Genomic DNA, 14,152 nt, shown 5'->3' with positions numbered 1-14,152 from the left:
AATCACACTCCAATTGAGGGCTCCGCATGACGCGCCATTCGCTTGTCCTTGCCTTGCTCACCATTGCCAGCGGCAGCGCTGTAGCGCAGACCACGCCGACACCGGAACCAGCGAAAGACCCCGCCAAAACGCTCGATACTGTGGTGGTCACCGGCACCCGCGCCAGCGACCGCACAGTCGCCGAATCGTTATCCCCGATCGACGTGATCACGCCGGAAGCGCTGGAAGCGACCGGCACGTCCGAACTCGCGACCGCACTCTCGCGCGCACTGCCGGCGCTGAACTTCCCGCGTCCGGCGATTACTGACGGTACCGACGCAGTCCGCCCCGCGCAGTTGCGCGGCCTCGCGCCGGACCAAGTGCTGGTGCTGGTCAACGGCAAGCGTCGCCACACCACCGCGCTGATCAACCTCAACGGCAGCCAGGGTCGCGGCTCCTCGCCCGTCGACCTCAACGCCATCCCGGTGTCTGCAGTCGAGCGCGTGGAAGTGCTGCGCGACGGCGCTTCCGCGCAATACGGTTCGGACGCGATCGCTGGTGTGGTCAACATCGTCTTGAAGGGCGGCGAAGGTGGCGGCATCGAAGCCAAGCACGGACAGATGAGCGCCGGCGATGGTGCACAGGTGCAGCTCAGCGGCGATGGCGGCTTCAAGTTCGGCGGCGAGCGCGGACTGGTGCATCTTGCGGGACAGGCAGGGCATAACGAGCAGACTGATCGCGCGCGTCCGGTGAATTTGTCGGCGACGCCATTGCCCAGCCCCGTGCCGCCGTTGGGTAAAGTCGTCCAGCGCTACGGCGATCCCGAGATCAGCCAGGCCGCGGTGTCGTTCAACGGCACCTGGGATTTCAATGACACGTTGACGGCCTACGCCTTCGGCATGGCCAGCAATCGCGACGCACTGTCGAACGGATTCTTCCGCGCGCCGAACGACAGCCGCAACAACCCGGCCATTTACCCTGACGGCTTCCTGCCCAAGATCCACAACCTGGCGAAGGACCGCTCCATCGTCGCGGGTGTTCGCGGCACCTCCGGTGATTGGGACTGGGACGCCAGCTACAACCACGGCTACAACTTCCTCAGCTTCAAGGTCGAGAACAGCCTCAACCGGAGCATGGGCCTGGCTTCGCCGCTGAACTTCTATGCGGGCGCACTGGAAGTGAAGCAGGACGTGTTCAACTTCGATATCAGCAGGCCGTTCCAGGTCGGCGCATTCGCAGGACCGTTGACCTTAGCGTTCGGCGCGGAATATCGCTCCGAAGAATTCATCGAAAGCGCTGGTGAACTGGCGTCCTACTTGAATGGCGGCGCGTTGCTGCCGTCCGGATCTCCTGCTGCGCCAGGCTCACAGGTGTTCAGCGGCTTCAAACCCACCGACGCCGGCAGCTTCGATCGCCACAACTATTCGATCTACGCTGACGCCGAAGCAGAAATCACCGAGAAGTTTTCTGCAGGTATCGCCGCCCGCTACGAGGACTACAGCGACTTCGGCACGACTACGTCCGGCAAGCTGTCGGCACGGTATGCCTTCAGCGACGCGGTCGCGTTGCGCGGCACGGTGTCCAGCGGTTTTCGCGCGCCTTCCCTGCAGCAACAGTTCTTCCAGTCGATCGCCACCAACTTCATCCAGACCGCCAGCGGCAACCTGCCGTTCGAGGTTGGCACGTTCCGCGTCGATAACCCGGCCGCGATCGCGCTGGGCGCCGAACCACTGAAAGCGGAAGAGTCCATCAACTACAGCCTCGGCCTGGTGTTGCAGCCGGCAGCAGAGCTGTACATCACGGTCGACGCGTACCGGATCCAGATCGATGACCGCATCATGCTGTCGGAGAACCTGACCAGCACCGCGGTGCGCACCTATCTCAACAACAACGGCTACCCAGGGATTGGCGGTGGACGTTATTTCACCAACGCCGTCGACACCACCACTGACGGAGTCGACCTGGTCGGCACGTATCGCTGGAAGCTGGATAGCAGCGACCTGGAGTTCACTGCAGGCTACAACTACTCGAAGACGGAAGTGGACCGGGTGGCGCCGAATCCCGCGGCACTGGCGGCGATCGACCCGAATGCGTCCCGCATTGGCCGCATCGAGATCGGTCGCATCACCGTCGGCTCACCGCGCGACAAATACTTCCTGGGCACGACGTGGAATGTCGGTAGCTGGCGCTTCAACGCCGGTGCCACGCGCTATGGCGAGTTCTCGGTATTGAACAACCAGATTCCGCCGGACCTCACCAAGGACCAGACATTCGGCGCCAAGTGGACCCTGGACCTCGCTGCCACCTACAAGCTCAATGGTTGGGAATTCACGCTGGGCGGCGACAACGTGACCGATGAGTATCCCGACGAAGTGAAGCTCGCCAACTCGACCGGCGGCCAGTTGCCGTACAGCGCGGCGTCGCCCTTCGGCTTCAACGGCGCCTTCGTGTATGCCAAGGTCGGCTTCAAATGGTGAAACGGTTTGTGTGAGCCCCTGCAAACGGCCCGGTGATCCCGGGCCGTTTGCTTTTTGCAACCTTCGTCAGTCGGCCAGCGCAAGCATCTCTGCCAACGACGTCGGCTTCGCATGCAGGTAACCCTGCATCCATTGCACGCCGAGCTCGCGCAGGCAGTCGGCGGTCGCCTCGGTCTCGACGAATTCCGCCACCGTCTCGGCATCGAATGCGCGCGCGATCGAGACCGAGGCTTCGACCAACGCGTAGTCGCGACCGCGCTCGGCGACGTGGCGGACGAAGCTGCCGTCGATCTTGATGATGTCCACCGGCAGCTCCTTCAACCGCGCGAAGCTCTGCATGCCCTTGCCGAAGTCGTCGATGGCGATGCGGCAACCGCGCTGGCGCAGGTCGTCGAGGAAGCTGCGCGTGTGCGCTTCGCTGGCGATCACCGCGTTCTCGGTGATCTCGAAACAGAGCGCGGACAGTGGCAAGGGCGAGTCGGCCAGCAATCGTTCGAATTGCTGCTTGAAACTGACCGAGGCCAGGCTCTGGCCGGTCAAGTTGATGGCGATGCGCTTCATCCGCGGCAGCGCGCGCGGGTGCTGGTGCAGCAGTTCGAACAAGGTCTGCACCACGGCGAGGTCGAGTTCGACGCTGCGCCCCACCGCTTCGATCGGCCCAAGGAACGTTTCCGGATACAGCAGTTCTCCCTGCGTGCCGCGCAGGCGGCAGAGCACTTCGCCGACCGCATATTCCGGTTCCTGGTTGCCCGGGTGGCTCTTGTCGAGCGGGCGGATCGGCTGGAAATGCAATTCCATGCGTCGGTTGCGCAGGCACGCCAGCGCATCGGTCGCCGTATGCAACTGTTGTCGCATCGCCCCGGATTGCGACGACGACATCTCGTCATCGTGCAGCGGCCGCACCTCGTTGCGCCGCCGCGCCTCGAACGCCAGTTGCGAGGCGAGCAGCAGCGCTGCCTCGATCGCTTCCGGCGTCGCATCCGTCCGGCGCGCGACACCCAGGTACGGCGACAGCCCGAAACGTTGGCCGCCGGTATCGACTTCGATCGCCTCGACCGCATCGATCGCGCGCTCCCAATGGTCCTCGCCCGCTTCCCCTTCGGTCGGCAACAGCGCGAACTGTCCCATGCCGACCAGGAACGGCTGGGCAATGCCGGCCAGGCGCACGGCCACGGTGTTCATCACCCGCGACTGCATGTCCAGGCCGAAACCGGCCACCAGATCGTCGGTATGGTCCAGCAGCAAGTAGCCCACCGCACCAGACGCGGCCAACGGGCGCATGCGATCGATGTGGTGTCGCAACGCGGTCAGGTTTGGCAAACCGGTGGCGGTGTCGCGGCGGGTTTCGTCCTCCAGCCTCGCGGCGAACTCGCGGCTTTCGCGCTCGATCACCACGAAATACAGCATCGCCATCAGCAGCACGCTCAACTCGAAAGCCAGATGCACGAGATTGACGAATCCAAGCGGCGTGCCGTTGCGCTCGGCAGCGCCGGCGATCGCCTCCACCAGCGCAAACATCGTCGCCACCAGCAACAGCATCGAAGACCGTGGGCGCAGGCGCAGCGCACACCAGCCCAGCAGCGCGAACAGTGCGAAGCGATAGTCCATCAGCACGACCGGACGGTCGCCCTGCAAGGCAGCGAAAGCCGCCTGGATGCGTTCACTCGCGGCAATGCTCGCCACCACGCCCAGGCACAGCAGCAGCGGCCACAACCAATCGTGCGGCCGCAGCGCGCGCGATCGTGGCGTATTTCGTTCGCACCACGCCATCACCAGCGGAAAAGTCAGGACCGCAACACCGAAGTGCCGTGCGAACAGGATCTGCGCAGCTGCGACCATGCGCTCGGTGTCGCTCAGTTGCAGGCCGGCCAGCAGTGCGATCGCGGTCGACCCGAGCGGGAACAGCAGCAGGCCGATGCTGGCGAACCTCGCAAGATCACGCTTGTCGACGCGGACCGAGCCCGGCGGCCTGGGCCAACCCATCCAGTGTGCGCACAACAAGGTCCAGCCCAGGCTAAGCAGGTAGGCGATCGCCCCGATCGGCAGCCAGACGGCCATGTCGTAGGCCTGTGTCCAGGCCCGCGCCACCCAACCCAGGAAGACCAAAATGAAGGCGCCCGCCAGCACCCAACGGTCGCGGTCCAGCATCGCGACGGCGAGCAGCAAACCCATATGCAGGTGCAGCAGCGAGGCGTCCCTGGTCACCCCGAACAAGTTGGCCGTATAGGGTACGGACACCTGCTGCAGCAGCACGCCGAGCGCGCCGAGCAGCAGGATCTTGCCACTACGGCTCCGCGCCCACGACCATCCATTACCGATTGCTGGAGCAGCACTCGTCATCGCGCCATGTTGGCACGGAATGCAGCAGGCGCACGAGCCGTTGGAAGGGCGAAACGTCAGGCTTTGTGGAACACCAACTGCCCGCCTTCCGCCTCGACCCTGATCGTGTCGCCGCTACCGAAGTCGCCAGATAGAATCCTGTGTGCAAGCGGGTTCTCGAGTTGCTGCTGGATCGCGCGCTTCAGCGGTCGCGCGCCATAGACCGGGTCGAAGCCGACGTTGCCGAGCAGCATCAGCGCCGATTCGCCGATCTCGATGGCGATGCCGCGCTCGGCCAGGCGTTTGCCCAGGTATTGCGTCTGGATACGCGCGATCTCACGGATCTGCGCCTTGTCGAGCGGATGGAACACCACGATCTCGTCGAGCCGGTTGATGAACTCCGGACGGAAGTGCGACTGGACGACGCCCATCACCGCGGCTTTCATCTGCGTGTAAGCCTCGGGTGAGTCGTCGGAAGCCCCGCTTTCAACAGACATGTCCTGGATCATTTGTGATCCGAGGTTCGACGTCATCACGATCACGGTATTGCGGAAATCCACCGTGCGCCCCTGTCCATCGGTCAGGCGACCGTCATCCAACACCTGCAGCAGCACATTGAACACATCCGAATGCGCCTTCTCGACTTCATCGAGCAGGATCACGCTGTACGGACGCCGCCGCACCGCTTCGGTCAGGTAACCGCCTTCCTCATAACCGACATAGCCTGGCGGCGCACCGATCAGGCGCGCGACGCTGTGCTTCTCCATGAACTCGCTCATGTCGATGCGCACCATCGCGTCGGATGAGTCAAACAGGAATTCCGCCAGCGCCTTGGTCAGTTCGGTCTTGCCGACGCCGGTCGGACCGAGGAACAGGAATGAACCATTCGGGCGATTTGGATCGCTCAGGCCCGCGCGCGAGCGGCGGATCGCGTCCGATACCGCCTTCACCGCTTCGGCCTGGCCGACGACGCGCTTCTGCAGCTGCGATTCCATCTTCAGCAGCTTCTCGCGCTCGCCTTCCAGCATTTTCGACACCGGAATGCCAGTCCAGCGCGAAACGACTTCTGCGATCTCTTCCTCGGTGACCTTGTCCTGCAGCAGACGGAAACCCTTCTGCTCCGCTTCCTGTGCGGTGGCCAACTGTTTTTCAAACTCCGGAATCAGCCCGTACTGCAACTCGCTCATCCGAGCGTAATCCTGCTTGCGCTGGGCGGCTTCGAGTTCGAGTTTGGCGGCTTCGATCTGCTCCTTGAGCTTGGTGGCACCTTGTAACGTCGCCTTCTCCGCCTTCCACACTTCCTCGAGATCGTTGAAGTCGCGCTCGAGCGTGGCGATCTCGGCTTCGAGGTCGGCCAGGCGTTTCTTCGATTCGGCGTCTTTCTCCTTCTTCAAAGCTTCGCGCTGGATCTTGAGCTGGATGAGGCGCCGTTCCTTGCGGTCGAGCTCTTCCGGCTTGGAGTCGATCTCCATGCGGATGCGCGAGGCGGCCTCGTCCATCAGGTCGATCGCCTTGTCCGGCAATTGCCGGTCGGCGATGTAACGGTGCGAGAGTGTGGCTGCGGCGACGATGGCGGGGTCGGTGATCTCGACGCCGTGGTGCACGGCGTAGCGTTCCTTCAAGCCGCGCAGGATCGCGATGGTGTCCTCGACGCTGGGCTCGCCGACGAACACTTTCTGGAAGCGACGCTCCAGCGCGGCGTCCTTCTCGACGTACTTGCGGTATTCGTCGAGCGTGGTCGCACCGATGCAGTGCAATTCGCCGCGCGCAAGCGCCGGTTTCAACATGTTGCCGGCATCCATGCTGCCTTCGGCCTTGCCCGCGCCGACCATGGTGTGCAGTTCGTCGATGAACAGGATGATCTGGCCTTCGTTCTTGGCCAGATCATTGAGCACAGCCTTCAACCGCTCTTCAAATTCGCCGCGAAACTTGGCTCCCGCGATCAGCGCGCCCATGTCCAGCGACAGCACGCGCTTGCCCTTGAGGCCCTCGGGCACCTCGCCGTTGATGATGCGTTGCGCCAGGCCCTCGACGATCGCGGTCTTGCCGACGCCGGGCTCACCGATCAGCACCGGATTGTTCTTGGTGCGGCGCTGCAGGACCTGGATGGTGCGACGAATCTCTTCGTCGCGACCGATCACCGGATCGAGCTTGCCGCTCTCGGCGCGCGCGGTGAGATCGATGGTGTACTTCTCCAGCGCCTGGCGCTGGTCCTCGGCATTCTCGGATTGCACCTTCTCGCCTCCCCGCATGGCGTCGATCGCAGTTTCGAGTTTCTGTTTGTTGGCGCCGGCAGCCTTCAGCGCACGGCCGGCGTCGCCGCTGTCTTCCAACGCGGCAAGCAGGAACAATTCCGAAGCGATGAAGGCGTCGCCGCGCTGCTGCGCCAGCTTGTCGGTGACATTGAGCAGTCGCCCAAGATCGTTGCCCACCGACACGCTGCCGGCTTGCCCGGACACCTTCGGCAACTTCTCCAGGATCTCGCCAAGCCGTTCGCGCAGCAGCGGCACGTTGACGCCGGCCTGCGCCAGCAACGGCCGCGTGCCGCCGCCTTGCTGGTCGAGCAAGGCGGCCAGCAAGTGCGCGGGTTCGATCAGGTTGTGGTCGCGCCCGACGGCCAGCGACTGCGCGTCGCTGAGTGCCTCCTGGAAACGCGAAGTAAGTTTGTCCATGCGCATGGACGGGATCTCCAGAACTTGGGCCGGCGAACCGGCGATAGCCTGAAGGTGCGGGCGTGAAGCGGGGATGCAAGGTGGTGTCCGCCATTGGCCCGTAGCCGCGTTTGCATGCTTGATGACGTGCCGGGAGTCGCCGTGTCCTTCGTCGCCGAACTCAAGCAGCGCAAGGTATTCCGGGTTGGCCTGGTATATCTGGTCGTGGCTTGGATTGCGATCCAAGCCGCGTCGATCGCGCTGCCGGCCTTCGATGCGCCTCCCTGGGCATTGCGCGTCGTCATCCTGCTGTTCGCACTCGGGTTCCCGCTCGCGCTCCTGCTCACCTGGGTGCTGGAGTTGACGCCGGAGGGCATCAAACTCGCCACCGGCAAGGTCGGCAACAAACGGATGGCCGTGATTTCCGCGGGACTGATCGCGCTCGCACTGGGCTGGTACTACCTCGGCCAACCTGCACTGCGCAATGGCCGCACCGCCATCCCGGAGCGTTCGATCGCGGTGATGCCGTTCGTGAACATGAGCGGCGACAAGGCCAACGAGTATTTCTCCGATGGCCTCGCCGAGACCACGCTCGACATGCTGGCGCAGGTGCAGGACCTGAAGGTGATCGCACGCACGTCGTCGTTCGCGTTCAAGGGCAAGCCGACCGACATGCGCGAGATCGGCAAGGCCCTTGGCGCTGCCCACCTGCTCGAAGGCAGCGTGCAACAGGCAGGCGACACCGTTCGCATCACTGTTCAATTGATCCGTGCATCGGATGGTTCGCATGTGTGGTCGCAACGTTTCGATCGACGCATGACCGATGTCTTCAAGATCCAGGACGAGATCGCAACCTCGGTGGTGCAGGCGTTGCAGGTGAAGCTGCCGGAACCAGAGCAGCGGCGCCTCGTGCAGAAGCGCACCGACAACGTCGCCGCCTATCAGGAATACCTGAAAGGCATCGCCTTGCTGCCCAAACGCAACGTGCCCGAGATGCGCAGGGCGGCCCAGCATTTCGAACGCGCCATCCAGCTTGATCCCGCGTACGCACGCGCCTATGTCGCCGCGCGCGATGCGTACGCGCTCCTGAACTCATACGCGAGCATCACGCCGGAAGAACGCAGTCGCGGCAAGCGCTACCTGGAACGCGCACTTGCGCTTGCGCCGGAATTGGGTGAGGCGCACATCTCTCGGGCGGCTGAGCTTGAACTGGCCGGTGATGTCATCGCCGCGGAAGCGGAATACCGGCGCGGTGTCCAGTTGGCACCGGGATACGCCACAGGCTACCAGTGGTATGGCGAACTACTCGCCCTCGCCTTTGGACGCTTCGACGAGGGACTGCCGATGCTCAAGAAAGCGACCGAGCTGGACCCCTTGTCGCCGGTGATCCGCGGCGTCTACATCTTCGCGCTCGGGCAGAGCGACCGGGTCGACGAGGCCTTTGCGCTGTGCAACCAACTGATCGCCGATCACCCGGACGTCGCCAGGAACTACGACGACCGCAGCACGCTGCACCAGATGAAGAATGACCTGGTCGCGACCATGCGTGACCTGAAGCAGCAGGACATCCTCGACCCCGAGGCGTTTGGCTTCCGGGCGCACCGGTGCCACGCGATGATCGATTTCGGCGCGCTGGCTGAGGCCAAGGCATGCTTGGCCCCACTGGCGCAACGCGCTCCCGCTTCGCGCGAGGTGCTGTTCGCCGAGGCGAGGCTCGCGACGCTGGACGGCGATCCCAATGCGGCTTTGGCGTTACTTGCCAAAGTGCAACCACCGCCCGAGGGCTTTCGCGGGTACCTGCTGCTCCGCAGCGGACGCACGGAGGAAGCACTGGCGACCTACCGCAAGCTCGTTCCCTGGTTCTTTGCCAACACCACACCCAAGGTTTATCCGGGGCAAGCCAGGGATGCCATCCATGCAGGCACAGCCTTGATCCAGACCGGAGCCAAGCCCCAGGGACAGGCGTTACTGGAAGCGGCGGTCGCCTCGATCGCCGATCGCCCCTATCCCGCATTCGTCGCAGGGCGTGGCTGGTTCGAGGTTGTGGCCTATGCGCAACTCGGGGACCTCGATCGCGCCTTCGCCGCGTTGCAGGAGGGCGTCGCGGGTGGTCATTTCCAGATCATCGCCGAACTCGATGCCGATCCGTTGCTCGCCGAACTGCGCGCAGATCCGCGCTACATGAAGATCTTGGCACCCGCGCGCGCGAAAGCCGCAGCGCAAGTGGCCGCCGCCAAGGCCGAGGGGTTGCTGTAGACGCATCGCACTCGATGCAGCGTCAGACGATCCAGCAGATCGTCGCCCTGCAACCGGTGTGCTGGTCGCGACCGTCGTCCCGTGCACCTCTGGTGCAGCTAGCGCACCGCCGTCCCTGGTTTCGACGCATCGCGCTGCAGCGACAGCAATGCCATCAACGTCGCCAGCGCCAGGTAGGCGCCGATGAACTGCCACGCGATCACGCTCGGCAATCCCTGCAACGTCCATGGCAGGTAGATGCCGCCCTGCGGATGCACCGAGTGGATGATGCCGAACAGCGCGAGGACGGCTCCAGCGAACAGGAACGCCGCCGCGCGCAGCAGGCGCCGGTCGACCATCGCCGCCACCGCCGACGTCCAGATCATCGCGGTGATGATGAAGCCATTGCCGAGCGTCACGATCACCGCCATTTCCGGCAGGCCGGGGCTGTCGCCGGCGGCCATCAGTTCGGCGAAATGCTGTGGTGGGATCCAGGCCGGATTACCGAGCTTGATCGACAGCATGTACGCGACCGACGGCAGGAACCCCAGCACCATCGCCGCGGCATGTTCGCGTGGCGTCGCCTGGAACGCCTGGGTGGTGATGTCTAGGGCGACGTAGACGATGATCGGCGCCAGCACCGCCAGCGGCAGCCATTGCACCAACCCTGACACCAGACCCAGCATCCCGCCGATGCCGATGAACAGTCCGGTCAGCAGCGTGTAGCCACTGCGCGCACCCATGTGCTTGTACGCAGGCTGGCCGATGTATGGCGTCGTCTGCGCGACGCCGCCGCAGACACCGGCGATCAGGGTCGAGAACGCCTCGGCGAGCAGGATGTCGCGTGTGCGGTAGTCGTCGCCCGCCGCACGCGCGCTCTCGCTGACATTGATGCCGCCGACCACCATCAACAGGCCGAAGGGCAGCAGCAGCGGCAGATACGGAACGGTCGCGGGCAACCCCTCGACGAAGCCCAGCGTCGGCCACGGCAAATGCAGTTGCAGCGGTGCCAGCTGCGGCCAACGGAAACCCGGTGCGCCCAGGCCGGCTGCGCCAAGCACGTAATACAGCACGGTGCCGAATACGAACGCGACGAACACGCCAGGCAGTTTCACCGGCAACCGGCCCTTCGCAATCAGCACGTACAACAGCAGACCGAGCGTGACGAAGCCGACCACCGGCGAGCGCAACGCCTCGACCAGCGGCAGGAATCCCATCAGCACCAGCGCAATGCCGGCGATCGAACCGAGCAGGCCGGCGCGCGGGATCAGCCGCGTCACCGCGTCGCCGGCGAACGACAGCACGAACTTCAGCGCACCCATCACCATCAGCGAGGCCATGCCGAGCTGCCAGGTCGCGATCGCCGCCGCGTGCTCGTCGAGCCCCTGCTGCTTGAATGCGACGAATGCCGGGCCCAGCACCAGCAGCGCCATGCCGATACTGGTCGGCGCGTCCAGCCCGAGCGGCATCGCGGTGACATCGTCGCGACCGGTTCTCGCGGCGAGGCGGCGCGCCATCGCGGTATAGATCAGGTTGCCGACGAGCACGCCGAAAGCGGTGCCCGGAAACATCCGCGCATACACCACCTCGGCGGGAAAACCGAAGATACCGATCAGCGCAGCCGCGATGAAGCCGAGGATCGACAGGTTGTCGACCACCAGGCCGAAGAAGCCGTTGAGGTCACCGGCGACGAACCAGCGGCGGGAGGATGTCATTGGCATGGATTCCGTCGGCTTGAGGACACTGCCGCGCACGATACTGCAGCCGCGAGGAGCGGCGGCAAGACTTACTGCAACGGCCGGAGCCAAGCCAGCGTCGCCATGCGTCCTGTGCGCTGGTCGCGACGGTGGGAGAAGAACCGCTGCGGATCGGTGATCGTGCACAGGTCGCCGCCGAACACGCGCCCGACGCCGGCATCGGCGAGGCGTTGCCGCGCCAGCGCATACAGGTCGATGCGCCAGTGACCAGGCCGGGTGGCGGCGAAGGCCGATGCTGCGCGTGGATCGTGCGCAACGAAGGCATCCAGGACTTCCTGGCCGATCTCGTAGGCCTGCGGCCCCGCCGCAGGACCGAGCCAGGCAACGATGTCTGCCGATGGCGTCTGCATCGCCGCGACCGTTGCTTCGAGCACGCCACCGGCAAGCCCGCGCCAACCGGCATGCGCCGCACCGACTTCGCTACCGTCGTCCGCGGCGAACACCACCGGCATGCAATCGGCGGTGAGGATCGCAAGCACCGTGCCTGGCGTGCGCGTGATGGCCGCATCGGCTTCGGGTTCGTCGAAGCCAGGCTCGGCTACGACCGTCGTTCCGTGCACCTGGTGCAGCCAGCGGGGCGCGGATGGCAGCGCGAAACGTTCGATCAATTCGACACGGTTACGCGCGACCGTCTGGACATCGTCGCCGCTGCGCAGGCCGAGATTGAACGTATCGAACGGCGGCAGCGAGGCGCCGGCACCATGACGCAGCGTGGTGAACGCGCACACGTTCTGTGGTGCGGGCCAGTCGGCCGGGAGGATCGCAGCATCGTTCAACGCGCAGCCCCGGCAGCCGCCTTCGCATCGTCGCGCAGCGCCTTCATCAAGTGCTGCATGTCGTCCGGTACGGGCGCGGTGCAACGCACGGGTTCGCCCGTGATCGGATGCGCGAACTCCAACGTTTCCGCGTGCAGGGCCTGGCGCTTGAAGCCGCGCAGGGCTTCGATCAACTCCGGCGTCGCGCCTTTCGGCAGCTTCAACGGGCCGCCGTAGAGCGGGTCGCCTACGATCGGATGTTTGAGGTGCGCCATGTGCACGCGGATCTGGTGGGTGCGGCCGGTTTCGAGGCGGCATTCCAGCGCGGTATGGGCGCGGAAGCGCTCACGCAGGCGGTAATGCGTGACCGCGTCGCGGCCGTCCTCGCGCACCGCCATGCGGATGCGGTCGCGCGGATGGCGATCGATCGCGGCGTTGGCGGTGCCGCCGGACACCAGCGCACCGACCACGATGGCGAGGTATTGCCGATGCACGCCGCGGGCCGACAACTGGGCGACCAGCGCGGTATGCGCGGGCACCGTGCGCGCGACGACCATGACACCGGAGGTGTCCTTGTCGAGCCGGTGCACGATGCCGGCACGGGGCAGTAGCGACAGGGTCGGGTCGCGATGCAACAGCGCATTGACCAAGGTCCCGGCCGGATTGCCTGCGCCCGGATGCACGACGAGGCCGGCCGGCTTGTTCAGCACGATCACCTCACTGTCCTCGTACAGGACGTCGAGGGCGATGTCCTCGGCCACGGCCTCGGTCTGCGTTTCCAGCACGACATCGAGCGAAACGGTCTCGCCGCCGCGCACCGGATCGCGCGGCCGGACCGGCTTGCCGTCGAGCAGGGCGTCGCCGGACTTGATCCATTCGGCCAGCCGCGACCGCGAGAATTCAGGGAACAGCTCCGCCAGAACGGCGTCGAAACGGCGTCCAGAGGCGCTGTCGGGGACCAGGGCGGTGCGCGGTTCGGCGCGGTCAGTGTCGGCTGCGGTCATGCGAGGGCTTCGGTTCAGGCTGGGAGGGGCCGCTCGCCCGGACTGTTATTGCGAGCCTGTTATTATCGGCCCTTCGTGCCCCCGGCGCCCGTGTATCTGCCATGACCCCACGCTTCGTCCCGCTGCGCTCCCTGCTGCTGTTGCTGCTCGTCGTCATCCTCGCCAGCTCCGGCTGTGCCCGGATCAGCAAACTCTGGAAAAAAGAAAACCGCAACGAGGGCGTGCCGGTCGAGCAGCTCTACAACCGCGCCCACGACCAGATGAAGGACGAACGCTGGGGCGGCGCGACCGAGACATTCCAGCGCCTGATCGCGCAATACCCGTACGGTCCATATACCGAACAAGCGCTGATGGAAACGGCCTACGCACAGTTCAAGGCCGGCAAGCACGATGACGCGGTGTCCACCATCGACCGCTTCATCCGCACCTATCCGACCCATCGCAACATCGCCTACTTCTATTACCTGCGCGGCCTGTCCAACGCGACCCGCAACGCCATCTTCCTGCAGCGCGTGTTCTCGCTGGAGATGAGCAACCGCGACCTGTCGACGCCGCAGCAGGCCTACAACGACTTCTCGATCGTCGCCGAACGCTATCCCAACAGCCGCTACGCGGCCGACGCGCGCACACGCATGGTCGAACTGCGCAACCTGTTCGCGAAGCACGAACTCGACACGGCGCTGTATTACCTGCGCCGCACCGCCTGGGTCGCCGCGGCGACGCGCGCCAAGTACCTGCTCGAGACCTATCCGCAGAGCGAGCACCAGAACGATGCGGTCGCCGTGCTCGCCGAGGCGTATACCAAGCTCGGCAACGAGACCCTCGCCAACGATGCCAAGCGCGTGCTGCAGCAGAACGACCCGAACCACCCGTGGCTGAGCGGCAAATGGCCGGACTACCCGTCCAATTTCCGCAAGCTCAATCCGTTCGCGGGCGAGAAGTCGGCGGCGACCAAGCCTTAAGCCCCGACTGCAT

General features: G+C 64.9%; 8 protein-coding genes. 3 read left to right on the top strand and 5 right to left on the bottom strand.

Translation table 11 applies throughout. From position 1 onward, the window contains the following. The first annotated feature begins 26 nt into the window (after positions 1–26). Positions 27–2,456 (top strand): TonB-dependent receptor, encoded by a 2,430-nt coding sequence (locus MO486_RS07395; RefSeq protein WP_242905686.1) that lies wholly within the window; start codon positions 27–29, stop codon positions 2,454–2,456. Positions 2,457–2,522: 66 nt separating this feature from the next. Here the strand turns inward: MO486_RS07395 and MO486_RS07390 are convergent, their stop codons facing one another. Together MO486_RS07390 and clpB are read right to left on the bottom strand one after the other, a co-directional pair. Further along, entirely contained in the window at positions 2,523–4,796 is a 2,274-nt protein-coding gene (locus MO486_RS07390; RefSeq protein WP_242905683.1) for an EAL domain-containing protein, read from the bottom strand. Between the two features lie 56 nt (positions 4,797–4,852). After that, positions 4,853–7,453, bottom strand: coding sequence for an ATP-dependent chaperone ClpB (gene clpB / locus MO486_RS07385; RefSeq protein WP_242905681.1), 2,601 nt, complete (start codon positions 7,451–7,453; stop codon positions 4,853–4,855). Between the two features lie 108 nt (positions 7,454–7,561). Between clpB and MO486_RS07380 the strand changes: the two genes are divergently transcribed. Beyond that, a complete protein-coding gene (locus MO486_RS07380; RefSeq protein WP_242905679.1) occupies positions 7,562–9,682 on the top strand; it encodes a tetratricopeptide repeat protein in 2,121 nt (706 codons plus the stop codon). 98 nt (positions 9,683–9,780) lie between these two features. Here MO486_RS07380 and MO486_RS07375 read toward each other — a convergent pair whose 3' ends face one another. The 3 genes from MO486_RS07375 to rluD form a co-directional block, all read right to left on the bottom strand. After that, positions 9,781–11,382 (bottom strand): hypothetical protein, encoded by a 1,602-nt coding sequence (locus MO486_RS07375; protein ID WP_242905677.1) that lies wholly within the window; start codon positions 11,380–11,382, stop codon positions 9,781–9,783. A 65-nt stretch (positions 11,383–11,447) separates the two neighbouring features. Then, the gene (gene pgeF / locus MO486_RS07370) at positions 11,448–12,194 is read right to left on the bottom strand and encodes a peptidoglycan editing factor PgeF (protein ID WP_242905675.1); all 747 of its coding nucleotides are present in this window, start codon (positions 12,192–12,194) and stop codon (positions 11,448–11,450) included. Beyond that, positions 12,191–13,177, bottom strand: a complete 987-nt coding sequence (gene rluD, locus MO486_RS07365; protein ID WP_242905669.1) for a 23S rRNA pseudouridine(1911/1915/1917) synthase RluD — start codon at positions 13,175–13,177, stop codon at positions 12,191–12,193. Before rluD ends, pgeF begins: the two co-directional genes overlap by 4 nt. A gap of 101 nt (positions 13,178–13,278) precedes the next feature. Between rluD and MO486_RS07360 the strand changes: the two genes are divergently transcribed. After that, the gene (locus MO486_RS07360; RefSeq protein ID WP_242905666.1) at positions 13,279–14,139 is read left to right on the top strand and encodes an outer membrane protein assembly factor BamD; all 861 of its coding nucleotides are present in this window, start codon (positions 13,279–13,281) and stop codon (positions 14,137–14,139) included. Positions 14,140–14,152: the final 13 nt, after the last annotated feature.

The organism is Lysobacter sp. CFH 32150 (genome assembly GCF_022758295.1).
Taxonomy (GTDB): domain Bacteria; phylum Pseudomonadota; class Gammaproteobacteria; order Xanthomonadales; family Xanthomonadaceae; genus CFH-32150.
This window is presented reverse-complemented; position numbering and strand designations above follow the sequence as displayed.

Bases quoted from the DNA above. Each gene is read 5' to 3' on its own strand.
- MO486_RS07395 (WP_242905686.1), top strand. From the start codon at position 27: ATGACGCGCCATTCGCTTGTCCTTGCCTTGCTCACCATTGCCAGCGGC.
- MO486_RS07390 (WP_242905683.1), bottom strand. From the start codon at position 4,796: ATGACGAGTGCTGCTCCAGCAATCGGTAATGGATGGTCGTGGGCGCGG.
- clpB (WP_242905681.1), bottom strand. From the start codon at position 7,453: ATGCGCATGGACAAACTTACTTCGCGTTTCCAGGAGGCACTCAGCGAC.
- MO486_RS07380 (WP_242905679.1), top strand. From the start codon at position 7,562: ATGCTTGATGACGTGCCGGGAGTCGCCGTGTCCTTCGTCGCCGAACTC.
- MO486_RS07375 (WP_242905677.1), bottom strand. From the start codon at position 11,382: ATGCCAATGACATCCTCCCGCCGCTGGTTCGTCGCCGGTGACCTCAAC.
- rluD (WP_242905669.1), bottom strand. From the start codon at position 13,177: ATGACCGCAGCCGACACTGACCGCGCCGAACCGCGCACCGCCCTGGTC.
- MO486_RS07360 (WP_242905666.1), top strand. From the start codon at position 13,279: ATGACCCCACGCTTCGTCCCGCTGCGCTCCCTGCTGCTGTTGCTGCTC.